The sequence below is a fragment of the Streptomyces sp. NPDC019937 genome, from assembly GCF_040631655.1.
Lineage (GTDB): Bacteria > Actinomycetota > Actinomycetes > Streptomycetales > Streptomycetaceae > Streptomyces.
The window spans coordinates 1-24,065 of record NZ_JBEYAL010000076.1 but is presented as its reverse complement, the minus strand read 5'-3'; the positions used below and the strand labels follow the sequence as shown (position 1 = coordinate 24,065).

Sequence of the window (24,065 nt, the reverse complement as noted above, 5' to 3'; positions counted from 1 at the left end):
ATGCAGGGCACCATCGTCAAGGTCGCCGTGACCGAAGGCGACACCGTGGCCGAAGGCGACCTCATCGTCGTCCTCGAAGCCATGAAAATGGAACAACCCCTCAACGCCCACCGCGCCGGGATCATCAAGAACCTCAACGCGGATGTCGGCGCCTCGGTCAGCTCCGGCGCCGTCATCTGCGAGGTCAAGGACTGACGCGGCGACCGCGCTCCACTCATCGGCAGGCCCCACCCCGGCAGCGGGGGAGGGGCCTGCCGATGGTATGCCGGGCGGTCAGTCCTTCAGTGTCCGCTCCAGGAAGCCCAGCACCGTGTCCGCGTACACATCCGGCTGGGTCTTGATGCCCTGCAGATGGTCGGTGTCCGGCAGCGTGTGGACCTCGGCCAGCGGATAGCGCTCGCCCAGCGCCCGTACCCCCTCGGCCGGGATCATCGTGTCGCGCTCACCGGCGAGGAAGAGCATCGGCGTCCGCTCGTACGCCCCCTCCGCCGCGGGCGGCCACTGCACCCGCAGCATCGCGAGGGCCGAGGACGCGGCGACCGTCTCCAGCGCCTTCCGGGAGAGCCCGGTACGCAGCGGCCCGGGGATGGGCAGCCCGTCGGCCGCGACGAAATTGCGGAACAGCGGGGACAGTTCCAGGGCCGGGCCGCTGTCGCAGATCACCGCGTCGACCGGGCAGTCCGCCGGCCGCCCCAGCAGGTAGAAGGAGGGGAAGGCGGAGATGGAGAAGCCGAAGACGGCGAAGCGCGCCGCCGCATACTCCTCCGTCGCGCGCAGATGCTTGACGACCGCGACCACATCGTCGGTGTGACGGTCGCTCATGCCCCAGCACGCCCGGTCCGACACGCTCTTGCCGTGGTTGCGGTGGTCGAACAGGGCGACCGTGTAGCCCGCCCGGTTCAGCATCGCCGCCTGCGCCAGGCTCGCCGACTTGCTCAGCCCCAGCCCGTGGCCGAGCACCACGACGCGCGCGGTGTCCCCCGGGATGAGCCACACATGCAGCCCGCGCGGCTTCCCGTTCAGCGGCACCTGGACATCGGTGCTGGTCAGGCCCAGGTCCTCGGGCTTTTTGTGATGCGGCCGCCGGGGCGGGTGGTAGATGAAATACGAGAGGAAGGCGCCGTAGAACGGAGCCACCGGGAGAGTCGCCGCGGAGGCCGCCTTCGTCAGGAATCCCGTCGCCATATCGCAAACCCCCATCACAGATCGTGCCCGGTCGTGCGCGATCGTAGTGGTGTCACCCCCCGACCGGGCCGGCCGGGAACGGAACGTGTCCGAAGTCACCGGGGGTTTCCGTACGGCAACGTCGCGTCGTGGTACGGGCGTTGCCGGTGCGGCGGGCGGGTACGGTCGTCGATGGACGGACGCCGGACGGCGGACACGGATGAACTCCAACGGAGGTAACGGAACAGTGCCGCTCATACGCCCGGCCGACGACCCTCCCCTTTCCGGCGGCTGGGGCCCGCTCGCCGCGCCGCCCCGCCCCGAGGACCGCCCCGGCCCCGGCGAGGTCGCCGTGTGGCTGCTGCGGATCCCGCCGTCGGCCGCCGCTGCCGCCGCCGTCGCGGACCGGACGCTGGACGCGGGCGAGCGCGAGCGCGCCGCCGGGATGCGGCACGAGACGGCGCGCGAGCGCTACGTCACCTCGCACGTGGGACTGCGGACGGTGCTCGGCGGATATCTGGGGACGGACCCGGCGGACGTCGAGTTCACCCGCGAAGTCTGCGGCATGCCGGACTGCGACAAGCCGCACGGCCGCCCCGCCGTCGCCGGCGAGCCCACCCTGGCGTTCTCGCTCTCCCACGCCGGGGACGCCGCGCTGTGCGCGGTGTCGGGCGGCGCGCCCGTCGGCGCCGACATCGAGGAGCGCAGCCCGAGGCGCACCGGCGCCCGGCTCGACGGCCTGATCGGCCAGCTGCACCCCGGGGAGCGCGCGGCGATCGCGGCGCTGCGGGACGAGGAGCTGCGGGAGCGGGCGTTCATGAGCTGCTGGGTGCGCAAGGAGGCGTATCTGAAGGGCATCGGCACCGGGCTGCCGGGCGGGCTCCGCACCCATTACGTCGGCCTCGCGGACCAGATCGACGCCCCGGTCCCCGCCGACGCGTCCACCCCGCCGGGCTGGGCCTTCGCGGACCTGTCCGCCCCGCCCGGCTACCACGCCGCCGTCGCCGTCCGCGCGGATGCCGCCCCGGTCGTGCGTTTCACCGGTCTACGGCTGGGGTGACGGGGTCGGGTACCGTCGGGCCCATGTCGCATCGTGACGAGGTGGAACTCTCCGCAGGCACCATCGAGTACGAGGACACCGGGGGCGAGGGGCCGGTCGCCGTGCTGCTGCACGGCGTCGCCATGGACGGTTCGCTGTGGCGCGAGGTGGTCGCCGGGCTCGGTCCCGGCATCCGCTGCGTCGTCCCCACCCTGCCGCTGGGCGGCCACCGCCGCCCCATGCGCCCCGACGCCGATCTGTCCGTCCTCGGCGTGGCCCGGCTGGTCGCCGAGTTCCTGGAGCGGCTGGACCTCACGGACGTCACCCTCGTCATGAACGACTGGGGCGGTGCCCAAGCGCTCGTCGCCGACGGCCGCGACGAGCGGATCGGGCGGCTGGTCATCACCTCGTGCGAGGCGTTCGAGAACTTCCCGCCCGGCCTGCCCGGCAGGAACCTGCACACCTCCGCCCGCCTCCCGGGCGGTCTGCGCGCCGCGTTCGCCCTGCTCAAGCTGCGCCCGCTGCGGCGGCTGCCGATGACCTGGGGCTGGATGACCAAGCGCCCGGTGCCGCCGGAGCAGATGGACGCCTGGTTCCGGCCGCTGTGGACCTCTCCGGACATCCGCCGCGACCTGCGGAAGTACGTGCTCGGCGTGCCGCCCGCCGCGGAACTGCTGCGCTGGGCCGAGCGGCTGCGCGGCTTCGACCGGCCCGCGCTGGTGGCGTGGGCGTCCGAGGACCGCGTGATGCCCCCGGAACACGGTCTGCGGCTGGCCGCTCTGCTGCCGCAGGGCCGCCATGTGGAGATCCCCGACAGCTACACCCTGATCCCGGTGGACCAGCCGCACCGGCTGGCGGACCTGATGCGCGGCTTCATGCTGGACGGCCGCTACCCCAGCTCGTGACGCCGTAGAAAGGCGTCCACGAGGCGGTCGGTGAACTCCTCGCCGACGGGCTCGTCGGTCACCAGCACCCGGTAGTAGACGGGCCCCATGAGCTGGTCGATCTCGGCCGCCAGATCCAGTCCGGGCGGCAACTCCCCCCGCTGGGCGGCGCGTTCCAGCGGGACGCGGTCGCGGCGGCGCTGCTCGTCCAGGTAGCGGGACCGGAAGTCCCGGGCGAACGCCGGATCGTGCTGGGCCTGGGCGATCAGGGCCCGGAAGACGGCGCCGGCGTCGGAGGCGCTGAGGAACCGGGCCAGCTGGCGCACATAGTCGCGCAGGTCGACGGCGAGGTCGCCGGAGTCCCGCAGGGTGACGTCCTCGGCCACGTCCTGGAGGAAGGCGTCCATCAGGACATCGGTCTTGGTGCTCCACCAGCGGTAGATGGTCTGCTTGGCGACCCCCGCGCGGGTGGCGATGCCCTCCATCGTGACGCCCGCGAAGCCCTTCTCCACCAGCAGGTCGTCGGCCGCCAGCAGCACCGCCTGCCGGGCCTGCTCGCTGCGCCCGTGCCGATTGCCGTGGTGGCGCGGTGCCGTCCGGCCGGTGCCGCTCGTCCCGGCGGTGTGTGTCGCGCGTGCCATCTCGCCTCCCCGGAACAGCATAGCCATCCGTTCTAGACAAGACTCAACGTCGCGTCTACTCTAGCCGTCATGACACACACTCTTGCCGACCCCCGGGTCGAGGCCGCCCTCAGCCGGATGTTCGCGCTCGCCGAGCAGGACGAGGCGACAGCCGCGCGCCTTGGGGGACTGGCCCCCGAGACGACGCCCCACCAGGAACTGGCCGACCTCGCGGCCGGGATCTACATGCCGATATCCGCCGAGGCCGGGACGCTGCTCTACAACCTGGTCCGCGCCATCCGCCCGGCCACGGTCGTCGAGTTCGGCATGTCCTTCGGGATCTCCACGCTCCACCTGGCCGCCGCCGTGCGGGACAACGGCACCGGGCGCGTCATCACCACCGAGATGAGCAAGGAGAAGATCGCCGCGGCTCGCCGCACCTTCGCCGAGACCGGCCTCGACGACGTGATCACCGTCCTCGAAGGGGACGCCCGGCAGACCCTCGCCGGCATCGAGGGCCCCCTGGAGCTGGTCCTGCTCGACGGCTGGAAGGACCTGTGCCTGCCGGTGCTGCGCCAACTCGAACCCCGCCTGCGGCCCGGCGCCCTCGTCGTGGCCGACGACGTCGACCAGGGCGACGGCATGCTGCGCCCGTATCTGGAGTACGTGCGCGACCCCGTGAACGGCTACCGATGCGTCACGTTCCCCATCGAGGACGGCATGGAGATCAGCTGCCGCCTCTGAGCCCTTCGTCGGCGGGCCGCGCTGTCGGACCCGCGGCGTACCGTCGGGGGTATGTGCAGATCCATCAAGACGCTCCGCCCGCCGTATGCCGAATCGGTCACCGAGGAGGACATGCGCGCCGCCGCGCTGCAATACGTACGCAAGATCAGCGGCTTCCGCCGGCCCGCCCCGCACAACGCCGAGGCGTTCGAGAAGGCGGTCGAGGCGATCGCCGCCGCCACCGGGGAGCTGCTGGGCACGCTGGAGGTCAGGGGCCGCACAAGCTGAATGGCCCGGGGCTCTCGAAGCCGAGAACACCGGGCCATTCAGTCGATCAGTGGTGCGCCGCCAGGGACTCGAACCCCGGACCCGCTGATTAAGAGTCAGCTGCTCTAACCAACTGAGCTAGCGGCGCCTGCTGACGACGTAAATACTACCTGGTCCACAAGGGTGCTTCCGACCACCATCAGATGGCCAGCGAGAGCAGCATCGGAGCCGCCTCGCGGTTGAGCAGGTAGGCGGCCTGCCGCAGCCGGTGGGCGTGCTCCAGCGGCAGGGACAGGGCCAGGCAGCCGACGGTGTGGCCCGCCGTGATCGGCACGGCCGCACAGACCGTGCCCATGGCGTATTCCTGCAGGTCGAGCACGGGCACGGTGGGCGGCTGGCTGTCCAGCTTGCGGAAGAGCGCCTTCTCGCTGGTCGTCGTCCGCGAGGTGAGCCGCACCGTCTTGTGGCGGGAGAGGTGATCGCGGCGGCCGTCGTGGTCGAGCTGGGTGAGCAGGCACTTGCCGAGGGCCATCGCATGAGCGGCGGCGCGGAAGTCCACCCATTCGTTGACCTTGGGCGTATGCGGGCCGTCCGCGTACTGCGTGATCCTGACCTCACCGTCCACATAGCGGCTGAAGTAGACCGCCGCGCCCACCGAGTCGCGCAGCGCGCCGAGCGACTTCTGCAGCTGGTCCTCGACGGCGCGCCCGCGCCCCGGGACGCCGGTGTCCAGCAGGGCGAGGGACGTACCGCCGATGTACGCCCCGTCGGCGATCTGCTCGACGTACCCCTCGCGGCGCAGCATCCGCAGCAGCTCGGTGAGCCGGTCGCTCGGCAGCCGGGTCTCGCGGGCTATGCCGGCGTGGTTCACCCCGCCGGAGTGCCGGGCGACGACCTCCAGGATGCGCAGGGCGTGCCGCACCGAGCGGAGCGGCGCGATCGGCTCGGGCCCCAGCGCCACGGCGTCCCCTCTCGCAGGTGGTGACCGCTTGCGTCATGGCCGTCGCCGCGGGTCACGGCCGCAGGGGTGGCCCACGGGATGCCCGCTTGGCGCGGCTTCGTACCACGATAGCCGCCAAGGGGGCGATACGGGGCGGAAGTTGGGCGATGGCATGTGCCATCGCCCAGCCGCCCGCATCGCCCCCTCACACCACGGTGTGCCGTCAGAGCACGGCGCTCAGGAACTCCCGGGTCCGCTCGTGCTCCGGCTCCGAGAAGATCTTCTCCGGCGGACCGGACTCGATGACCCGGCCCGCGTCGAACATCAGCACGTCGTCGGAGATGTCCCGCGCGAAGTTCATCTCGTGCGTCACGCACAGCATGGTGATGTCCGTCGTATGGGCGATGTCCCGCAGGACGTCCAGCACACCGGCCACCAGCTCCGGGTCGAGCGCCGAGGTCACCTCGTCCAGCAGCATCACCTGCGGCCGCATCGCCAGCGCCCGGGCGATCGCCACCCGCTGCTGCTGCCCGCCGGACAGCTGCGTCGGGTACATGTCGCACTTGTCGCCGAGCCCGACGAGGTCGAGCAGCTCCCGCGCCCGCGTCTCGGCCTCGTCCTTGTCCAGGCCCAGGACGTGCACCGGGGCCTCGGTGATGTTCCGCAGCACCCGCATGTTGGGGAAGAGGTTGAACTGCTGGAAGACCATGCCGATCTTCTTGCGCACCTCGCGGGTGTGCTTCTCGCCCGCCGGGACCAGCTTGCCGCCCCGGTCCTCGTGGGTGAGGTAGTCCCCGTCGACCTTGATCGTGCCCTCGTCGGGCTTGAGCAGCGTCATCAGCAGCCGCAGGATCGTGGTCTTGCCGGAGCCGGACGGGCCGATGAGGGTGACGTGCTTCCCGGAGGAGACCGAGAAGTCGAGGTCGTCCAGGACCGTATTGCTGCCGAAGCGCTTCGTCACCTTGTCGAAGCGGATCAGTTCACTGCCGTCCACGGCAGGATTCGTGTGGTCGGTTTCAGTGGCCAAGACGACGCTCCAGGACTCGCATGAGAAGAGATGCCGGATAGGCGATGAGGATGAACGCGATGCCGACCATCGTGAACGGCTCGATGTAGTGGAAGGACGACGAGGCCTCGCCCCGCGCCTTCTGCAGCATGTCGACGACGCCGATCAGCGCGAGCATCGGGGAGTCCTTCAGCATCGCGATGACGTAGTTGCCGAGGGCGGGCACCACGCGGCGGATCGCCTGCGGCAGGATCACCGCCAGCCAGGTGCGGCCGCGGGAGAGGCTGAGCGCGGTGGCCGCCTCCCACTGGCCCACCGGCACCCCGTCGATACCGGCCCGGTAGACCTCGGCGGTGTACGTGGAGTAGTGCAGCCCGAGCGCGATCACGCCGGTGGTCAGCGCCGAGAACTTGATGTCCCAGGTCGGCAGCACGTAGAAGAAGAAGAACAGCTGCACCAGCAGCGGGGTGTTGCGGATGAACTCCGTCACCGCCGACACCGGCCAGCGTACGAAGCGGGTCGGCGAGCGGAACGCCATCGCCCACACCAGCCCCAGCGCGAACGCCAGGACCGAGCCGAGGGCGGTGGCCTCCAGCGTGATCAGCAGCCCGTGGCCCAGCTGCGGGAGGAAATCCCTGGCCACGTCCCAGTCCCACTTCACTGGGCACCTCCTCCGACGACGATGTTGCGCGACTGCTCGGTCTCCTGCTTGCCCAGCAGCTTGCGCGTGACCAGCGAGCCCTCCGCCGGAGCCTGGCCGATGTTGGCCTTGGCGCGCCGCTCCAGCAGCCGCATCAGCCGGGTCAGGACGAACGCCAGCACGAAGTAGAGGACCAGGATGATCGAGTAGATCTGCGCGCTCTCACCCGTCGCCAGCCGGGAGAGCTGGGCGGCGAAGGTGATGTCGGCGACGTTCACGGCCGAGACCAGGGCCGTCGCCTTCAGGACCTCGATCAGCAGATTGTTGAACGGCGGGATCATCTCGGGGATCGCCTGCGGCAGGATCACCCGCCGCATCCGCTGCGCCGGGGTGAAGCTGAGCGCGATGGCCGCCTCACGCTGCGCGGGCGCCACGGAGGCGATCGCGCCGCGGACGATCTCGGAACCGTACGCGCCGTAGTTCAGCCCGATGGCCAGCACCGCCGCCCACATCGGGAACAGCTGCCACCCGAACGCCAGCGGCATCACGAACGCCAGCCAGAACATCAGCACCAGGGCCGACGTGCCGCGGAAGATCTCCACGTAGGCGCCGGTGAGGAAGCGGACGATCCGCAGCCGCGAGGTGCGCGCCATGCCGATGCCGAAGGCGACCACCAGGGCGAAGGCCGCGCTGTACAGGGTCAGCTGGATCGTGATCCAGACGCCCGGAAGAAGCCAGTGTTCCCACAGCCCGGCCGTCATTTGCACAGCTCCTTGGCGGTCAGATCGGTCATCTCCAGCTCGGTGAAACCGAAGGGCCGCACGATGCGCAGCAGCTCGCCGCTCTTCTTCATCTTGTGCAGCTCGGCGTTGAAGGCGTCGCGGAGCTTGGTCTCCTCCGGCCGGAAGGCGAAGCCGCCCGCCCCGATGTCCGGCTTGCCGTCGAGCATCGGCTGGAACGGCTCGGTCGCCTCGGCCAGCCGGCTGTTCCGCTGCTTGACCACGTTGTGCACGGTCACGGTCGTGCCCGCGAACACATCGGCCCGGCCCTGCTCCACCGCCAGCAGACCGGCCAGCTGGTCCGGGAGGATCAGCATGTCGCTCTCCTTGACCCCGGCGTTCTTGGCGTAATCGATCTCGGCATAAGCGGTGCCGGTGGCCATTTTGGCCTTGTGCTTGACGATGTCGTCGTAATTGTGCAGGTTCTTCGGATTGCCCTTGCGGACGATGAACGCGTCCCGCATGCGGTAGTCGGGGTCGGAAAAGATCACCTGGGCGCAGCGTTCCGGATTGATGTACATCCCCGCGGAGACCACATCGAACTGCTGCGAGCGAAGTCCCGGAATCAAGGAGCCGAACTCGGTCGGCACCGGCTGGACCTTGGCCACCCCCAGCCGCTTGAAGATGACCTTCGCGATCTCCGGCGCCTCACCGGTGAAGTCACCGTTTTTGTCGATATAGCCGAATGGGATCTCCCCCGCAATTCCCAGCCGGACCGTGCCCTGTGCCCGCAGGCGCTCCAGCAGATTGCCCCCGTCTCTGGCGTCCGTGCTGGACACCCGGCTGCAGCCGACCGCGCCCAGCAGACCAAGAGCCGCGCCGCCGACCAGAAGTGATCGACGGGATGCCCCTTTTGTTCTGCTATCGATGTCTTTCCCACGTGGTGGAGCCATGGGCGCGCGGCTACCCGAACTCACGAAATATATGCGGGTCGTTTCCAGCCCTTGATGTGGATGTTGTTGGGTAGGCCCCCTGGGGAAGGACTGGGCAAGGACTGGTTCCGAAGTGACCTGGAGGAATGTCGATGGTTGACCGAGCCGACCGGTTCATCGAGGTCTCGCTCGACAAGCGTGGAGTGACCTGTACCGCGAAACTCCTCGACGACCGCGCACCGATCACCTGCGAGGCGGTCTGGAACGCGCTGCCGCTGGGAGGTGACGTGTATCACGCCAAGTACGCGCGGAACGAGATCTACGCGCTGCTGGCACCCTTCGCCCCCGAGGAGCCCCCGCTGGAGAACCCCACGATCACCCCCATCCCCGGCGACCTCTGCTACTTCACCTTCTCCGACACCCAGCTCGGCACGAAGTCCTACGGCTACGAGGCCCAGGCCAAGCACCAGGGCAAGCGCCAGGTGGTCGACCTCGCGCTGTTCTACGAGCGCAACAACCTGCTCATCAACGGCGACGCGGGCTGGGTCCCCGGCATCGTCTGGGGCTCGGTGGTCGACGGCCTGGACCGCATGGCCGACGCCTGCCAGGACCTCTGGCGCGCGGGCGCCCTGGGCGAAACGCTGAGCTTCCGCCGAGCGTAAGCCCCGACCGCCCCGGCCCCGGCGCAAACCAGCCCCTGCGGCGCTTGAGGGGCGGGGCCCGCCCCCGGGGTCCGGGGCGGAGCCCCACTCGGGGTCCGGGGCGGTGATGCCCACCCCTCCGGCCCTCCGGCGTTGAGGCGCGGGTGCGGGGCGGTGACGCCCCACCTCCAGCTTTTCCGGGCTTTGACGCGCGTGGTGCGGGGTGGCGATGCCCCAGCCCCAGCCCCTCCCGGCGCTTGAGGAGCGGGGCCCAGGGCTGTGATGCTCCACCCCTCAGCCCCTCCGGCGTTTGAGGAGCGGATTCCGGCGGCGGTGATGCCCCACCCCTAGCCCCTCCGGGCGTTGAGGGGCGGGGTCCGGGGCGGAGCCCCCGCAGTGGGGCCCGGGGCGGAGCCCCGGTTCGGGAAGGGGCGGGGCGGGGAATCACACCACCGGAGCCGGAACCCCCTCCGCAACCCCGGCCCCATACAACGCATGCGCCACCCGCAAAACCACCGCATCCGCGTGCCGAGCCCCCACCACCTGCACCCCGATCGGCAACCCGCCCGCCGACATCCCGCACGGAACAGACGCCGCCGGCTGCTGCGTCATGTTGAACGGGTACGTGAACGGCGTCCACCCGGTCCACCGCGTGTGCCCCGACCCCTCGGGCACCTCCACCCCCGCCTCGAAGGCGGTGATCGGCAGGGTCGGCGTGACCAGCAGGTCGTACGCGGAGTGGAAGCGCCCCATGGCGTGCCCGAGCGCCATCCGCACGTCCACCGCCGCCAGATAGTCCAGCGCGCTGTACGCGGCCCCCTGGGCGCAGATCTCCCGCAGCCCCGGGTCGAGCAGTTCCCACTGCTCCTGACCGAGCGGCTGCACCACCCGCGCCGCGCCGCTGAACCACAGCGTGTGGAAGGCCTCCACGGGGTCCTCGATGCCCGGGTCGATCTCTTCCACCACCGCGCCCAGCCCGGCCAGCAGATCCACGGCCCGCCGCACCGCCGCGGCCACCTCGGGGTCGACGGCGGCCGACCCGCCGAGCGTCGGGCTGTAGGCGATCCGCAGCCCGTCGACCGAGCCGCCATCCGCGGTGATCGCCTCCCGGAAGCTGCTCCCGGCGGGGCCGAGCTGCGACCAGTCGCGCCAGTCCGGCCCGGTGATGACGTCCATGAGCAGGGCGGCGTCGGCCGCGTCCCGGGTCATGGGCCCCACATGGGCGAGGGTTCCGAAGGCGCTGGCCGGGTAGATCGGCACCCTCCCGTAGGTGGGTTTGAGCGCGAAGACGCCGCAGAAGGACGCGGGGATGCGGACGGACCCGCCGCCGTCCGTCCCGAGGCTGAGCGGACCGGCGCCCAGTGCGACGGCGGCCGCGCTGCCGCCGCTGGAGCCGCCCGCGGTGCGCCCGGGGTCGTACGGGTTGCCCGTCACCCCGTACACGGGGCTGTCCGTGACACCTTTCCAGCCAAATTCCGGGGTGGTCGTCTTGCCGAGAAACACCGCCCCGTGGTCCCGCATCCGCGCCACCGCGGGCGCGTCCTCGTCCCACGGCCCGTCCGTGCGCACCGTGCGCGACCCGCGCAGCGTGGGGCCGCCGCGCATCAGCAGGATGTCCTTCACCGACACCGGGACGCCGTCCAGGAGCCCGGCGGGCTCGCCGCGCCGCCACCGTTCGGCGGATTCCTCCGCCTGGCGCAGCGCTTCCTCGCCGTCCACCCGGCTGTACGCGTTGACCTTCGGCTGGATCTGCTCGATCCGGTCGAGGGCTGCTCGGGTGGCCTCGACGGGGGAGAGGTCGCCGGAGCCGTACCGCTCGAGGAGTTGAACCGCTGTCAGGTCGTGCAGGTCGGTCATCCAGCTCTCCGTTCAGATCGTGCAGATCATTCAGGCCGTGCGGTCAGTCCACCGGTACGTAGCCGAGGCGCTTGTCGACGATGTTGAGCAGGGGTTCGCCGGCGCTCCAGCGGTCGTAGTTGTCCTGGAACTGTTCGGCGAGGTGGTCGCGCCAGCCGACCGTGTCGCCGCTCATGTGGGGCGAGACGAAGAGTCCGGGCACGTCCCACAGGGGGTCCTCGGGGGACAGCGGTTCGTTCTCGAAGACGTCCAGCGCGGCGCCCGCGATGTGCCGTCCGAGGAGGGCGGCCTTGAGGTCGTCCTCGACGACGAGGGGGCCGCGCCCGACGTTGATGAACCGGGCGGTGGACTTCATCCGGGCGAACGCGGCCCGGTCGAACATGCCGCGGGTGGCGTCGGTGAGCGGGGCGACGGAGATCACCCAGTCGGCCTGCCGCAGCAGCTCGGGCAGCTCGTCGTTGCCGCGTACGCCCGGGCGGGCCGTGCGTCCGACCAGGTCGACCTTGATGCCGAGCGCGGACAGGGTGGCGCCGATGGCCCGGCCGATGGGCCCGGCGCCGATGACGGCCGCGCGCGTCCCGGCCAGGCGCATCGTCTCGCGGTGCTGCCAGCGCCGCTGCCGCTGCAGCTCCCAACTTCCGAAGAAGTCCTTGCCCATGGCGATGACCAGGCCCGCGACATACTCGGCGATCGGCTGTTCGAAGACGCCGCGGGCGTTGGTCAACACGGTGTCGGAGGCGGTCAGTTCGGGGCTGAGCAGACGGTCCACGCCCGCGCTGGCGGTGTGGACCCACGCCGGCCGCGGGCCGTCGCCGGGCCAGGCGTCACGGACCGCGTCGGAGGTGAAATCCCAGACCAGGAGGACATCGGCGGAGGGCAGGGCGTCGGGCAGGGTCTTCTCGTCGCACACCACGACCTGGGCCCGGCCGGCCAGCCGGTCCAGCCGGACCGGGGGCTGCTCGCCGAAGACGACAACAGTGCTTTCGGACATAGGCGGGAAACCGTTTCGAAACGTGGGTTTGTTTGGCTGACGACAGTTGGGGCAGGCGCCAAGGTTTGCGGGGATTGACCACGCTAGGCAGCGGAAACTACCGTCGTCAACAACGGCATCTGTCCCGACGTCCCGGCATCAGGCCGGTGCTCTCTCTTATATCTCTGGCCAATGGTCCAGCCCTCTCCTTTCTGTATTGGGGCTCGATATATGGACGTCTCCTTTCTGGGTGGCCCGCAGCCGCAGCGTGGTGTGGGCGTCGTAGCACCGTTCGACTTCGCGCTTGATCGCGAACTGTGGCGCTGGGTGCCGGACGAGGTCTCCTTGCACCTCACCCGCACCCCCTTCGTCCCCGTCGAGGTCAGCCTCGACCTGGCACGGCTCGTGAGCGAGCACGAAACCCTGCAGGACGCGGTGCGGGCGCTGAGCGCGGTCGCACCGGAAGTGGCGGCGTACGCCTGCACGTCGGGCAGCTTCGTCGGCGGCGTGGCCGGCGAGCGGGCGATGTGCGCGGCCATGACACAGGCGGGCGAGCTGCCCTCGCTCACCACCTCGGGCGCCCTGCTGGAGGCGCTGCGGGAGATCGGCGCCCGGCGGGTCGCCGTGGTGACCCCGTACACGCAGTCGGTGACCGACTCGCTGGAGGACTACCTCGGCGAGGCCGGTATCACCGTGACGGGCCGGGCCTATCTCGGACTGACCCGGCACATCTGGAAGGTGCCCTACCGCGATGTGGTCGACATGGCGCGGCAGGCGGTGGTCGGGTCGCCCGACGCGCTCTTCATCAGCTGCACCAACTTGCCGACGTACGACGTGATTCCGCAGCTGGAGGCGGAGTTGCGGATGCCCGTGCTGTCGGCCAACCAGGTGACGGTCTGGGCGGCGCTGCGGGAGATCGGTGCCCAGGCGGTCGGCCCGTACCAGGCGCTGCTGGACCCGGCCGCGCGGCGGGGCCCGGCGGGGATGGCGTCGTCGTCGCAGCTGAGCGGCCCGATCGCCTCGATGGCCGGACCGGTGGCGGACTCCGAGCCGGAGCCGGAGGCGGCACTGGCGGGGGCGGCGTCGCCCGGGGCGGACATCGATCCGGCGGACGGGCTCGACCCGGGGTTCGGGCCGGGGATCGGCGAGGGCCCGTTCCTCGATGACTCGGGAGGTCCGTCCGTGATGTGAGGGAACCCGCCGGGCGGCTGCGGTGTATCACAAGTGACAGTGCAGGGGCGGCGCTCACGGGGGCCGCAGGTAAGGAGGCAGTCATGACGGACGCGACGCGAGCGACGCCGGACACGGTGGGCTTTCTCTACCCGGGCTATTCCGCCGAGGACGACTATCCGCGTCTGGAAGGGCTGCTCGGTGACAGCGTGCGGCTTCCGCTCGTCCACACCGACATCGGTGAGGACGCGCACCGGGTGGACGCCCTGCTGGAAATGGGCTCGGGGGCCCGTCTCGCGGCCGGGGTCGCCGAGCTGAAGGAGCGCGGCGCCCAGGCGGTGGTCTGGGCCTGTACGAGCGCGAGCTTCGTCTTCGGCTGGGAGGGCGCCCGGGAGCAGGTGCGCGAGCTGGAGGAGACGGCCGTGCTGCCCGCCTCCAGCACCTCCTTCGCCTTCGCCCACGCGGTGCAGGAGCTGGGCGTCGAGAGGCTGGCCATCGCCGCGACCTATCCGGAGGATGTCGCGGAGTATTTCAGGACGTTCCTGAAGGCGGCGGGCGCCGAGGTGGTCTCCACCCAGGGCAGCGGCATCATCACCGCAGCCGAGGTCGGCACCTGGGGACGGGATGAGGTGCTGCGGATGGCCCGCGCCGGTGACCACCCCGATGCCCAGGCGGTGCTGCTGCCGGATACCGCCCTGCACACCGCCGCCTGGTTGCCCGATCTGGAGGCGGACCTCGGCAAGCCCGTGCTCACGGCGAACCAGGTCACGGTGTGGGAGGGGCTGCGGCTGCTGGGCCGCAGGCCGGTCCATGACCGGCTGGGCACGCTGTTCGCCGCGAGGAGCTGAGCGGGGCGGGGGAGCAGGGCAGCGGGTGGAGGTGGCGGGTGGCGACGGGGGAGCGGGCGGTGACGGACCGGTGAACCTGGCGGGAATTCCCTCTCTCCGGGCATACCCGGCACGGTTCCGCTTCCCGGAATCCGCTTAGCATGCAGCCGTGCGCCGCCTTCCTCCCTTCTCCCCCGGGTCGCACCGTCCGCTGCTGATCGCCGGTGCGGTGGCGGTGGCCGCCGCGGTGGCCACCGCCACGCTGGCCACGGCCGGAGGGTCGTCGGGCGGCCGGGGGCCGCGGGGCCCGGCCACCGCGGCTGACGGGCTGCGGCACACCTCGGTCGAGGTGTCGGAGGGTGGCTGCGGCAAGGGCTGGGCCCATCCCCACCCCGGCAAGCAGGTCTTCGACCTCACGAACACCTCCAGCAGGGCGGCCGAGGTCTATCTGACCAACCCGGCGAACGGCTCGGTGTACGGGGAGGTCGAGGGGCTGGGCCCGGGCACCACCCGCCCGCTGCGGGTCATCCTCGGCGGAGGCTCCTACGCCTTCCGGTGTCTGCCCGACGACACGGACGCGGTCACCGGACCCACGGTGACCGTGGCCGGACCGGCGCGCGGCGGCGGCCCGGCCGCCGTTCCGGTCACCCAGCAGGACCTGATTCCGCCCGCTATTGCCTACCAAAACTGGGTCCAGGGCCGGATGGACGAGCTGGTGCGGCGCACCGACGCGCTGCGCTCGGCCGTCCGCGCGGGCGACGTGGCCGCCGCCCGCGCGGCCTGGCTTCCGGCCCATCTGGTGTACGAGCGGATGGGTGCCGCCTACGGGACCTTCGGCGATGCGGACGGGGCGATCAACGGCACCACGGCGGGGTTGTCCGGTGGTGTCCGCGATCCGGGCTTCACCGGCTTCCACCGCATCGAGTACGGGCTGTGGCACGACGCGTCCGCGAGCGGTCTGCGCGGCGCCGCCGACCGGCTCGACCGGTCCGTCCGCGCGCTGCGGGACGGCTGGCCGCAGCAGCGGATGGATCCCGCGGAGCTGGGCCTGCGGGCGCACGAGATCATGGAGAACACCGTGCAGTTCGAGCTGACCGGCCGCACCGACTACGGCAGCGGCACCAACCTGGCCACCGCGCGGGCCAACCTCGACGGCACCCGGGCCGTGCTGGACCGGCTGCGCCCGCTGCTGACGTCCCGTGACCCCGGGCTGCCGGAGGTCGACTCCTGGCTGGACCGCACGGGCAACGCCCTGGACGCCGCCCATCAGGGGGACCGCTGGATCCCGGTGGACCGGCTCGATCGCGGGCGCCGGGAGAAGATCAACGCCGCCGCGGGAGCGCTGGTGGAGCGGCTGGCCGATGTGGCGGCACTGACGGATGTGCGGAGGTCCCGGTGAGCGAGGTGCGGCGGCGGGGTTTCCTGTGGAGCGCCGCCGCGGGCACGGTCGGCGCGGTGGCGGGTGCCTCGGCCGCCCCGGCCGCCGCGCGGGCGGGCGAGGCGGGGGCGGGCGGCGGTCCGGCGGGCGGCGTGCTGTCGGACGGGGCCTCGGCGGATGGCGCGTATCCGGGCGGTGTGTATCCGGGCGGTGTGGGAGGGGCGCCCGCGCGGGTTCCGTTTCACGGCGGGCACCAGGCCGGGATCCTCACCCCGCCGCAGCGCGCCACCGCGTTCGTCGCCTTCGACTCCACCGCCGAGGGGCGCACCGAGCTGACCGAGGTGTTCCGTACCCTCACCGCGCGCTGCCGCTTCCTCACCACCGGCGGCACCCCGGATCCGGTGGGGATCACCGCCCCGCCCGTGGACTCCGGCACCCTGGGCCCGCTGGTCACCGCCGACCGGCTGACCGCGACGGTCGGCGTGGGCGCCTCGCTCTTCGACGGGCGCTATGGGCTGAAGGACCGCAAGCCCCGGCGGCTGCGCGCCATGCCGTCCTTTCCCGACGACGACCTCGACCCCGACTGGTGCCACGGCGATCTGAGCCTCCAGCTCTGCGCGGAGAACACGGACACCGTGCTGCACGCGCTGCGCGACATAGCCCGGCACACCCGGGGCGCGCTCCAGGTGCGCTGGCGCATGGACGGTTTCATCAGCCCGCCCCGCCCCTCCGGCACCCCGCGCAACCACCTGGGCTTCAAGGACGGCACCGCCAATCCGGACACCGGTGACGCCCGGCTGATGGACCGCCTGGTGTGGGCGGGCGGGCGCTCCGGGGAGCCGGGCTGGGCGACGGGCGGCAGCTATCAAGTGGTCCGGCTGATCAGGATGCTGGTGGAGTTCTGGGACCGGGTGTCGATCACCGAGCAGGAGCGGATGTTCGGCCGCAGCCGGGAGTCCGGCGCACCGCTGGACGGGCGGCACGAGTTCGACACCCCGCGCTTCGCCCAGGACCCCAAGGGCGACGTCATCCCGCTGGACAGCCACATCAGGATGGCCAATCCCCGTACGGCGCGGACCGACGACCAGCGCATCCTGCGCCGTGCCTACAACTACGACCGGGGCATGGACGGGAACGGGAACCTGGACATGGGCCTGTTGTTCTGCTGCTATCAGCAAGATCTGGACCGGCAGTTCGAGACGGTGCAAAAGCGTCTCGCGGGCGAGCCGCTGGTCGACTACGTCACCCCGTTCGGCGGCGGCTATTTCTACGCGCTGCCCGGTGTGCGGGACCACGCGGATTGGCTGGGCCGGGCCTTGCTGTCCTGAGCGTCCGGTGCTGTCCGGGCCACCCGCCGGTCAAGAACACCTCAAGAATCCCTTGTGGTTTCCTGACTCGCTATTCATTCACCCTCTTCCATGGATTCCATCGGAATGTCCTGCCCGCGGCCCAGGATTCTGGCGCAGGCGTGAAACACGAACATGTGGAGGCACGGCATGGGCGGTAGAGGACGAGCGAAGCGCTGGAGTGCCCTGGTGGGCGCCGCGGTGCTGGCGACCGCGGGCGGGGCGGGGTCGGCATGGGCCGCGCCCGCCGAGGGGGCGGTGCAGCGGACCGAGACGCCCGTGAAGCATGTGGTGGTGATCTTCGACGAGAACATCTCGTTCGACCACTACTTCGGCACCTACCCCCAGGCCGCCAACACCGACGGCACGAAGTTCACCCCCGCCAAGGGCACCCCGAAGGACATCGACACCCTCGCCCACGCGGGGCTGCTGGAGAAGAACCCCAATCTCTACAAGCCCAAGCGGCTCGCGTCCTCGCAGGCGATGACCTGCGACCAGAACCATTCCTATGGACCCGAGCAGTACGCGGCCAATGGCGGCAAGGCCGATAAGTTCGTCGAGAACACCGAGGTCAGCAAGTGCACCGGGCTGTTCGGCGAGCCCGGTCTGGTCATGGACTACTACGACGGCAACACGGTCACCGGGCTGTGGAACTATGCCCAGCACTACGCGCTGAGCGACCGTTCCTTCAGCTCCGGCTACGGCCCGTCCAGCCCGGGCGCCATCGAGCTGGTCTCCGGCCAGACCCATGGCATCGTCTCCACCGACCCGAAGTCCTCCACCGAGGACCCGAAGCAGACCGACAAGCCGGACCCGGCCACCGTGGCCTCGCCGGACGCCCAGGGTGTCGGCACGATGATCAACGACCCGGACCCGGCCTTCGACGACTGCTCGGACAAGGACCACACCAGCAGCAGCGCCCTGGGCATGCTCAAGGGCAAGAACATCGGTGACCTGCTCAACGCCAAGAACGTCAGCTGGGGCTGGTTCCAGGGCGGCTTCCGGCCCAGCACCGCCTGGGACGGCAAGCAGGGCAGCTACGCCAAGTGCTCGGGCACCACGCACGCCAACGTCGGCGGCGCGTCCTCGGTGGACTACAGCCCCCACCACGCCCCGTTCCAGTACTACAAGTCCACGGCCAACCCCCACCATCTGCCGCCCAAGAACGTGGGGGAGATCGGCCACAGCGGTCAGGCCAACCACAACTACGACCTGACCGACTTCGACGCCGCCCTCAAGACGGGTCATCTGCCCGCGGTCAGTTTCCTGAAGGCGGCCGAGTACCAGGACGGCCACGCGGGCTACTCGGACCCGATCGACGAGCAGCACTTCCTCGTCAAGCAGATCAACGCGATCCAGAAGTCGCCGCAGTGGAAGGACACCGCGGTCGTCGTCGCCTACGACGACAGCGACGGCTGGTACGACCACGCGTACGCCAAGCCCGCCAACGGCTCCCGTGACACCACGACCGGCTCGAACGGCAAGGCCACCGACAGCCCCGCCTGCCAGTCCGCGCCCCGGCCCGCCGGCGGCTACCAGGACCGCTGTGGCCCCGGCCCGCGCCAGCCGCTGCTGGTGATCTCCCCGTACAGCAAGTCCAACAAGGTCGACCACACCCCCACCGAGCAGACCTCGATCACCCGCTTCATCGAGGACAACTGGCACACCGGCCGGATCGGTGACGCCTCCTTCGACGCCCGGGCGAAGTCGCTGTCCGGCATGTTCGACTTCCGGCACCCGAACAACACCCAGGTGCTGCTGAAGCAGGACGGTTCGGTGGACTCGGTGCACCGGTCCGGGCACTACACGACCAGCGCCCTGGCCGCCGGTGCCCCGATCGCCGACGCCCTCACCCCGCACCGCCTCGCCGGGAGCGCCGGGACGGCGGGGGCGGGCGGCTCGGCCGTCCTGCCGGTCGGCCTCACCGCCGGTGCGCTGGTGTTCGGCACCGCGGCCACCGTCCTGGTGCTCCGCCGCCGCCGTACCGCCTGACGCCACCCGGCCCCGGAACCCGGGATTCCTCCGGGTCCCCCGGGGCCGGGTCCCGGGGCCGGGAATAAAGCGGAGCCTTCATCCGGTTGACTGTGCGCGGTGGACGAACGTGCACCGCAGTGCGATCAGGGAGGCGGGCCACCGTGGCCGATGAGCGGGACCGGCGGGACGAAGAGCGAGACGCGGAGCGCGACACCATCCGCGCCAGGCCCCGGGGCAGCGCGCCCGTACCGCTGTCGGTGCTGGACCTGGCGACCGTGGGCAGCGGGCTGACCGCCACCGGGGCGCTGCGCACCACCACCGAGCTGGCCGGGCTCGCCGAGCGCCGCGGCTTCCACCGCTTCTGGGTGGCCGAGCACCACTCCATGCCGGGCGTCGCCAGCTCCTCCCCGGCCGTCATCCTCGCCCATCTGGCCGCGCACACCGAGCGCATCCGGCTCGGCTCCGGCGGGGTGATGCTGCCCAACCACGCCCCGCTCGTCATCGCCGAGCAGTTCGGCACGCTGGAGGCGCTCGCCCCCGGCCGGGTGGACCTCGGCCTCGGCCGCGCCCCCGGCACGGACGGGGCGACCGCGGCGGCGCTGCGCCGCACCGACCGGCTGCGCGAGGGTGCCGACGAGTTCCCGCAACAGCTCGCCGAGCTGGTCCGGTTCCTGGACGACGACTTCCCCGACGGCCACCGGTACGCCCGTATCCACGCCGTACCCGGGCCCGTCCAGGGGACCGTCCCCGGCGGGGTGCAGTCCGCCGACCGGCCCTCGGTGTGGCTGCTGGGGTCCAGCGGCTTCAGCGCCCGGCTCGCGGGGCAGCTGGGCCTGCCGTTCTCCTTCGCGCACCACTTCTCCGCGGCCAACACGATCCCCGCGCTCGACCTCTACCGCGAATCGTTCCGCCCGTCCGCTGTGCTGGACCGGCCGTACGCGTCGATCGGCGTCTCCGCCTTCGCGGCCGAGGACGAGAAGCAGGCCCACCGGCAGGTGCTCACCGGCGCCCTCTCCATGATCCGTCTGCGCACCGGCCGCCCGGGCCTGGTGCCGTCGCCGGAGGAGGCCGAGGCACACGCATTCAGCGAGATGGAGCGCGACTTCGTCAACAGCTGGCTGGCCAACGTGGTGTACGGGACGCCGGATGAGGTGCGCGAGGGGCTGGACGACCTGGTCAAGCGCACCGGGGCGGACGAACTCAAGATCACGACGACGGCGCACGGGCCGGAGGCCAAGCTCCGTTCGTACGGCCTGATCGCGGACGCGTACGGCCTGCCGGACGCGCCCGCGTAACCCCCTACGTGACGGCCGGGCAGGCGGGGAGCATGGGCGGGATGCGGTCCGGCGGGACCGGGCGGGAGTAGAACCAGCCCTGCCCCGTATCGCAGCCGATCCGCCCCAGCCGCTCCGCCTGCTCCGCGCTCTCCACGCACTCCGCCACCACCGTCAGCCCCAGCCGGTGCGCCAGCTCCACCAGCGCCCGGACGATCGTCTCGTCCGCCGGATTGGGGTGTTCCTCGGCCCGGAAGCCCTGGACGAAGGAGCCGTCCAGCTTGAGCGTGGAGACCGGCAGCCGGCTCAGATAGGCGAGGTTGGAGTAGCCGGTGCCGAAGTCGTCGATCGCGATGGCCACCCCCATGTCGCTCAGCTGCTGGAGCGCCTGCAGCGGACGGCCCGCCGAGCCCATGACCGCCGACTCGGTCAGCTCCAGCTGGAGCAGCCGCGGCGGCAGCCCCGTCTCGGCGAGGATCGTGCCCACATCGGCGACCAGGTCGGAGTCCCACACCTGACGCACGGCCACATTGACGCTGACCACCAGCGGATGCCGGGGATGGGCCCGCTGCCAGGCGCGGGCCTGGCGGCAGGCGGTCCGCAGCACCCAGCGCCCGAGCGGCACGATCGCGCCGTTCTCCTCGGCCAGCGAGACGAACCGATTCGGCGAGAGCCGGCCGAACTGCGGATGGTCCCAGCGCACCAGCGCCTCCACGCCCCGCACCACCCCGTCGACCAGGCCGACCAGCGGCTGGTAGTCCAGCACGAACTCCTCCCGCTCGACCGCCGGTCGCAGCGTGCTGGACAGCGCCTGACGGGTCATGCGGTGGGCGTTGCGCTCGGGGTCGAAGAGGGTCCAGCGCGCCTTGCCGTCCTCCTTGGCCCAGTAGAGCGTGGTGTCCGCCGCCTGCATCAGCCAGGTGGTGTGGGTGCCCGCGGCGGGCCGCTCCACGACGCCGATGCTCGCCGACACCGACAGCCGCTGCCCGCCCACGTCGAACGGCCGCTGGAGCGCGGCCAGCACCGAGCGGGCCAGCTCGCACACCTGCTCGGTGCCGCTGGACTCCCGCACCAGCAGGGCGAACTCGTCCCCGCCGAGCCGCGCCACCAGATGGTCGCCGGGCGCCGCGCATTCGCTGAGCCGCTGGGCGACCGCGCGCAGCAGCCGGTCGCCGACCCGGTGGCCGAGGGTGTCGTTGATCGCCTTGAAGCCGTCCAGGTCGAGGTAGCACAGCCCGATCCGGCCGGTGCCCGCGCGGTCGTACGCCCCCGCCTCCAGCGCGGCGGCCAGCCGCTCGAAGAACAGGTTCCGGTTGGGCAGCCGGGTCACCGGGTCGTGCATCTGCAGATGACGCAGCCTGCCCTGGAGGTCCCGGCGATCGCTGATGTCGGCCATCGACAGCAGCAGGCTGCAGCTGTCCGGGGCCGGTTCGACCGTGATCTCGGCCCAGAGGGCATGGCCGTCGGAGTGATGGAGCCGACGGGTGCACGTCATCCGCTCACGGCGGCCGAGCAGCACATCCCGGTAGTCGCTCCAGGCCCGCGCGTCCTCCCGCAGCTCCGCCAGCTCGGCGGCGCCACGGGTGGCCAACTGGGCGGGGTCGGCGCCCAGCAGGGTGCCCAGCGCGGGGTTGGCGTCCAGGACGTTGCCCTCGCGGTCGATGACCGCCATGGCGAGCCGCGCGGCGTTGAAAGCGGCGCGGTAGTCGCTGGGCGCGGCGCCCGGCGGCGCGCCCAGGGGGGCGCCCGGTGGCGCGCCCAGCGGAGTGCCGGGCGCGCCCGCGTGCGCGCCCGCGGGAGCGCACGCGGAGGCAGCCGGGGTGGGGGGTGCGCCGGCGTCCGCCTCGATGGGTGGAGCGCTGGGGTGCGTACTACGCTCAGTGATCGTCGGCAGCGTCGCGCCGGGCGCGCGGCCCTGCCCGTCGGGGGTTCCGCTCACCGCTCGCTCCCGCGTGGCGTTCGTCTTGTCCAGGTATGTCATCTGTGTTGTACACGTCTCGTGCATCTCTCACACCGGGTGCCGGGCAGACGTCGAGAGCCTGCCTGAATAGGTAATCCCCGCTGGAAATGTGCCGATCATAGAGGCTCGTACTCCGCGCGTTCCATCCACGCCATCGCGATCACCGCCGCCTTGACAAGGTGTTTGGCCGTATCTGTTCGACTCTGCGCGGGCGCACGGCCCGCTTGACCGGATGTGACCGTCTGTTACGTACCCGGATCCCGGCCGGTTCACTCGACCGGTCCAGCCGAACAGGGCGTACCGCGCCAATCCGACCCAGGGTGGAGTGGGTGTTCCGTCTACGCCCGGGAGGTCGGCATGGCGCGTCCTCAAGCGTTCGCGGGGGCGTCGCGGCCGACCCGGTTGCGCCGCGCCCAGGCCGTACTGACCTCGCTGAGCGCCCTGGTCGCCACCACCGTGGTGGCGGGCCCCGCCACGGCCGTGGGCGCGGGCGGCCCGTGCACCCTGGAGCGCACCGGCGCCCACCACTCCGAGGGCCTGGACACCTGGAACGGCGACTACCCCCGCCCGGTCCGCTCGCTCCGCGCGGCCATGGTCTTCCTGTCCTTCCCGGACGCCGCGCCCAGGGTCACCCCCGCCCGGCTGGCCGCCGACCACACCCCCACGACCGGCGACTTCTTCCGGCGCGCCTCCTACGGACGCTTCTCGCTGCGCGTCCACCCGCTGCGGCGCTGGATCAGCATGCCGAAGGCGTCCACCGCGTACGCCATACAGCGCGACTGGAACTCCTCGCGCCGCGCCGCGTATCTGCGCGACGCCATTCGCGCCACCGATCCGCACCTGGACTTCGGCGGCTACGACATCGTCTACCTCGTCGCCGACCCCGACGCCCCGGGCGTCGACGCCGACGCGACCAAAGTGGTCAACTTCGAACGGCCACTGCGCGCCGACGGTAAGGATCTGCGCCGCCTGGTGACCGTCTTCGAGCACCATCCGCCCGATCGCAACGTCCTCGCCCATGAGACCGGGCACGTCTTCGACCTGCCCGACCTCTACCACCGGCCCAGCACCGCCGACAACAGCGGCGACTGGGACACCTACGTCGGCGACTGGGACCTGATGGGCAGCCAGTTCGGGCTCTCCCCGGACCCCTTCGGCTGGCACAAGTGGAAACTCGGCTGGCTCACCGGCCGCCAGGTGGCCTGCGTCCGGTCCCTCGGCCCGAAGACGTACACCCTCCAGCCCCTCAGCGCCCCCATGGAAGGCCGCCCCGGCACCGACACCCGCACCCGGCTGGTGGTGGTCCGCACCGGCCCCACCACCGCGCTGGCCATCGAGGCGCGCGGCGCGTACGGCAACGACGCGGGCACCTGCACCGAAGGCGTCCTGGTCTACCGGGTGCGCAACGACGCCGCCTCGGGCGAGGGCCCGGTCCGGGTGCTGGACGGCCACCCCGCCACCTCCGCCTGCTGGAACGAGTCCGTCTACCCCGAGCTGGCCGACGCCCCGCTCGGCGTCGGCGACTCCCTCCTGGCCAGGGAGGAAGCGGTCCGCGTGACCGTCACCGGCCGTGCCGACGGCGGCTCCTGGGCCGTGCGGGTCACCCGCGGCGCGCGCTCCTAGGGGGTGTCGTGTGGGCCAGGCCGGATCAGCGAGCGGCGTCTGGTGCAGGGGGCACCTCCCAGCGGTAGCTGGGGGAGCCTCGCAACCCGCGTGAGGAGAGCGCAGCGGCGC

General features: G+C 71.5%; 23 protein-coding genes and 1 tRNA gene. 13 read left to right on the top strand and 11 right to left on the bottom strand.

Features of this window, described 5'->3' with window-relative positions:
- Window positions 1-195 (top strand): biotin/lipoyl-containing protein (locus tag ABZ562_RS39560; RefSeq protein ID WP_361489848.1); only part of this gene is annotated, 195 nt, incomplete at its 5' end.
- Window positions 196-273: 78 nt separating this feature from the next.
- Here ABZ562_RS39560 and ABZ562_RS39555 read toward each other — a convergent pair.
- Window positions 274-1,185, bottom strand: a complete 912-nt coding sequence (locus tag ABZ562_RS39555; protein ID WP_361489845.1) for an alpha/beta fold hydrolase — start codon at window positions 1,183-1,185, stop codon at window positions 274-276.
- A gap of 226 nt (window positions 1,186-1,411) precedes the next feature.
- On the opposite strand from ABZ562_RS39555, the gene ABZ562_RS39550 reads away from it, so the two are divergent.
- Together ABZ562_RS39550 and ABZ562_RS39545 are read left to right on the top strand one after the other, a co-directional pair.
- A complete protein-coding gene (locus ABZ562_RS39550; protein ID WP_361489842.1) occupies window positions 1,412-2,224 on the top strand; it encodes a 4'-phosphopantetheinyl transferase superfamily protein in 813 nt (270 codons plus the stop codon).
- 23 nt (window positions 2,225-2,247) lie between these two features.
- Entirely contained in the window at window positions 2,248-3,108 is an 861-nt protein-coding gene (locus ABZ562_RS39545) for an alpha/beta hydrolase (RefSeq protein WP_361489839.1), read from the top strand.
- Here ABZ562_RS39545 and ABZ562_RS39540 read toward each other — a convergent pair.
- Window positions 3,093-3,728: a TetR/AcrR family transcriptional regulator gene (locus tag ABZ562_RS39540; RefSeq protein ID WP_361489836.1), complete on the bottom strand. Its 636-nt coding sequence runs from the start codon at window positions 3,726-3,728 to the stop codon at window positions 3,093-3,095. The two genes, ABZ562_RS39545 and ABZ562_RS39540, sit on opposite strands and share 16 nt — an antisense overlap.
- A 69-nt stretch (window positions 3,729-3,797) precedes the next feature.
- On the opposite strand from ABZ562_RS39540, the gene ABZ562_RS39535 reads away from it, so the two are divergent.
- Both ABZ562_RS39535 and ABZ562_RS39530 read left to right on the top strand, forming a co-directional pair.
- Complete coding sequence (locus ABZ562_RS39535) at window positions 3,798-4,451, top strand: class I SAM-dependent methyltransferase (RefSeq protein WP_361489833.1); 654 nt, start codon at window positions 3,798-3,800, stop codon at window positions 4,449-4,451.
- 51 nt (window positions 4,452-4,502) lie between these two features.
- Complete coding sequence (locus tag ABZ562_RS39530; protein WP_361489830.1) at window positions 4,503-4,718, top strand: DUF2277 domain-containing protein; 216 nt, start codon at window positions 4,503-4,505, stop codon at window positions 4,716-4,718.
- A gap of 50 nt (window positions 4,719-4,768) precedes the next feature.
- Here the strand turns inward: ABZ562_RS39530 and ABZ562_RS39525 are convergent.
- The 6 genes from ABZ562_RS39525 to ehuB all read right to left on the bottom strand — a co-directional run bounded on the left by ABZ562_RS39525 (window position 4,769) and on the right by ehuB (window position 8,955).
- Window positions 4,769-4,845 (bottom strand) — tRNA-Lys (locus ABZ562_RS39525).
- A 51-nt stretch (window positions 4,846-4,896) separates the two neighbouring features.
- Window positions 4,897-5,658 (bottom strand): IclR family transcriptional regulator C-terminal domain-containing protein, encoded by a 762-nt coding sequence (locus ABZ562_RS39520; RefSeq protein ID WP_361489827.1) that lies wholly within the window; start codon window positions 5,656-5,658, stop codon window positions 4,897-4,899.
- A gap of 202 nt (window positions 5,659-5,860) precedes the next feature.
- A complete protein-coding gene (gene ehuA, locus ABZ562_RS39515) occupies window positions 5,861-6,631 on the bottom strand; it encodes an ectoine/hydroxyectoine ABC transporter ATP-binding protein EhuA (protein ID WP_361489862.1) in 771 nt (256 codons plus the stop codon).
- Between the two features lie 22 nt (window positions 6,632-6,653).
- A complete protein-coding gene (gene ehuD, locus ABZ562_RS39510) occupies window positions 6,654-7,304 on the bottom strand; it encodes an ectoine/hydroxyectoine ABC transporter permease subunit EhuD (protein WP_361489824.1) in 651 nt (216 codons plus the stop codon).
- Window positions 7,301-8,044 (bottom strand): ectoine/hydroxyectoine ABC transporter permease subunit EhuC, encoded by a 744-nt coding sequence (gene ehuC, locus ABZ562_RS39505; RefSeq protein ID WP_361489821.1) that lies wholly within the window; start codon window positions 8,042-8,044, stop codon window positions 7,301-7,303. The genes ehuD and ehuC overlap by 4 nt, the downstream gene beginning before the upstream one ends.
- On the bottom strand, window positions 8,041-8,955 hold the full coding sequence (gene ehuB / locus ABZ562_RS39500; protein WP_361489860.1) for an ectoine/hydroxyectoine ABC transporter substrate-binding protein EhuB: 915 nt from the start codon (window positions 8,953-8,955) through the stop codon (window positions 8,041-8,043). The genes ehuC and ehuB overlap by 4 nt, the downstream gene beginning before the upstream one ends.
- A 131-nt stretch (window positions 8,956-9,086) precedes the next feature.
- Here ehuB and ABZ562_RS39495 point away from each other — a divergent pair, with 131 nt between their 5' ends.
- Window positions 9,087-9,596 (top strand): DUF3830 family protein, encoded by a 510-nt coding sequence (locus tag ABZ562_RS39495; protein WP_055552548.1) that lies wholly within the window; start codon window positions 9,087-9,089, stop codon window positions 9,594-9,596.
- Between the two features lie 423 nt (window positions 9,597-10,019).
- On the opposite strand, the gene ABZ562_RS39490 is transcribed toward ABZ562_RS39495, so the two are convergent.
- The gene (locus tag ABZ562_RS39490; RefSeq protein ID WP_361489818.1) at window positions 10,020-11,432 is read right to left on the bottom strand and encodes an amidase; all 1,413 of its coding nucleotides are present in this window, start codon (window positions 11,430-11,432) and stop codon (window positions 10,020-10,022) included.
- A gap of 43 nt (window positions 11,433-11,475) precedes the next feature.
- A complete protein-coding gene (locus tag ABZ562_RS39485) occupies window positions 11,476-12,423 on the bottom strand; it encodes a D-2-hydroxyacid dehydrogenase (protein ID WP_361489815.1) in 948 nt (315 codons plus the stop codon).
- 210 nt (window positions 12,424-12,633) lie between these two features.
- Here ABZ562_RS39485 and ABZ562_RS39480 point away from each other — a divergent pair, with 210 nt between their 5' ends.
- From ABZ562_RS39480 to ABZ562_RS39455, 6 genes are all read left to right on the top strand, one after another.
- Window positions 12,634-13,593, top strand: coding sequence for a decarboxylase (locus ABZ562_RS39480; protein WP_361489812.1), 960 nt, complete (start codon window positions 12,634-12,636; stop codon window positions 13,591-13,593).
- 83 nt (window positions 13,594-13,676) lie between these two features.
- On the top strand, window positions 13,677-14,420 hold the full coding sequence (locus ABZ562_RS39475; protein WP_361489810.1) for a decarboxylase: 744 nt from the start codon (window positions 13,677-13,679) through the stop codon (window positions 14,418-14,420).
- Window positions 14,421-14,568: 148 nt separating this feature from the next.
- Window positions 14,569-15,798: an EfeM/EfeO family lipoprotein gene (locus ABZ562_RS39470; RefSeq protein ID WP_361489807.1), complete on the top strand. Its 1,230-nt coding sequence runs from the start codon at window positions 14,569-14,571 to the stop codon at window positions 15,796-15,798.
- A complete protein-coding gene (gene efeB, locus ABZ562_RS39465) occupies window positions 15,795-17,105 on the top strand; it encodes an iron uptake transporter deferrochelatase/peroxidase subunit (RefSeq protein WP_361489804.1) in 1,311 nt (436 codons plus the stop codon). Before ABZ562_RS39470 ends, efeB begins: the two co-directional genes overlap by 4 nt.
- A 168-nt stretch (window positions 17,106-17,273) precedes the next feature.
- Window positions 17,274-19,115, top strand: a complete 1,842-nt coding sequence (locus tag ABZ562_RS39460) for an alkaline phosphatase family protein (RefSeq protein WP_361489801.1) — start codon at window positions 17,274-17,276, stop codon at window positions 19,113-19,115.
- Between the two features lie 197 nt (window positions 19,116-19,312).
- On the top strand, window positions 19,313-20,392 hold the full coding sequence (locus tag ABZ562_RS39455) for an LLM class flavin-dependent oxidoreductase (protein ID WP_361489857.1): 1,080 nt from the start codon (window positions 19,313-19,315) through the stop codon (window positions 20,390-20,392).
- 4 nt (window positions 20,393-20,396) lie between these two features.
- Here ABZ562_RS39455 and ABZ562_RS39450 read toward each other — a convergent pair whose 3' ends face one another.
- Window positions 20,397-22,043, bottom strand: a complete 1,647-nt coding sequence (locus ABZ562_RS39450; protein ID WP_361489854.1) for an EAL domain-containing protein — start codon at window positions 22,041-22,043, stop codon at window positions 20,397-20,399.
- Between the two features lie 645 nt (window positions 22,044-22,688).
- Between ABZ562_RS39450 and ABZ562_RS39445 the strand changes: the two genes are divergently transcribed.
- Window positions 22,689-23,954, top strand: a complete 1,266-nt coding sequence (locus tag ABZ562_RS39445) for a M6 family metalloprotease domain-containing protein (protein ID WP_361489799.1) — start codon at window positions 22,689-22,691, stop codon at window positions 23,952-23,954.
- Window positions 23,955-24,065 lie beyond the last annotated feature (111 nt).

What these genes read in the sequence shown, in the direction of transcription:
- ABZ562_RS39555 (WP_361489845.1), bottom strand. Translation starts at nt 1,185, where the DNA reads ATGGCGACGGGATTCCTGACGAAGGCGGCCTCCGCGGCGACTCTCCCG.
- ABZ562_RS39545 (WP_361489839.1), top strand. Translation starts at nt 2,248, where the DNA reads ATGTCGCATCGTGACGAGGTGGAACTCTCCGCAGGCACCATCGAGTAC.
- ABZ562_RS39540 (WP_361489836.1), bottom strand. Translation starts at nt 3,728, where the DNA reads ATGGCACGCGCGACACACACCGCCGGGACGAGCGGCACCGGCCGGACG.
- ABZ562_RS39535 (WP_361489833.1), top strand. Translation starts at nt 3,798, where the DNA reads ATGACACACACTCTTGCCGACCCCCGGGTCGAGGCCGCCCTCAGCCGG.
- ABZ562_RS39530 (WP_361489830.1), top strand. Translation starts at nt 4,503, where the DNA reads ATGTGCAGATCCATCAAGACGCTCCGCCCGCCGTATGCCGAATCGGTC.
- ehuC (WP_361489821.1), bottom strand. Translation starts at nt 8,044, where the DNA reads ATGACGGCCGGGCTGTGGGAACACTGGCTTCTTCCGGGCGTCTGGATC.
- ehuB (WP_361489860.1), bottom strand. Translation starts at nt 8,955, where the DNA reads ATGGCTCCACCACGTGGGAAAGACATCGATAGCAGAACAAAAGGGGCA.
- ABZ562_RS39495 (WP_055552548.1), top strand. Translation starts at nt 9,087, where the DNA reads ATGGTTGACCGAGCCGACCGGTTCATCGAGGTCTCGCTCGACAAGCGT.
- ABZ562_RS39490 (WP_361489818.1), bottom strand. Translation starts at nt 11,432, where the DNA reads ATGACCGACCTGCACGACCTGACAGCGGTTCAACTCCTCGAGCGGTAC.
- ABZ562_RS39485 (WP_361489815.1), bottom strand. Translation starts at nt 12,423, where the DNA reads ATGTCCGAAAGCACTGTTGTCGTCTTCGGCGAGCAGCCCCCGGTCCGG.
- ABZ562_RS39480 (WP_361489812.1), top strand. Translation starts at nt 12,634, where the DNA reads ATGGACGTCTCCTTTCTGGGTGGCCCGCAGCCGCAGCGTGGTGTGGGC.
- ABZ562_RS39475 (WP_361489810.1), top strand. Translation starts at nt 13,677, where the DNA reads ATGACGGACGCGACGCGAGCGACGCCGGACACGGTGGGCTTTCTCTAC.
- ABZ562_RS39460 (WP_361489801.1), top strand. Translation starts at nt 17,274, where the DNA reads ATGGGCGGTAGAGGACGAGCGAAGCGCTGGAGTGCCCTGGTGGGCGCC.
- ABZ562_RS39450 (WP_361489854.1), bottom strand. Translation starts at nt 22,043, where the DNA reads ATGGCGGTCATCGACCGCGAGGGCAACGTCCTGGACGCCAACCCCGCG.
- ABZ562_RS39445 (WP_361489799.1), top strand. Translation starts at nt 22,689, where the DNA reads ATGGCGCGTCCTCAAGCGTTCGCGGGGGCGTCGCGGCCGACCCGGTTG.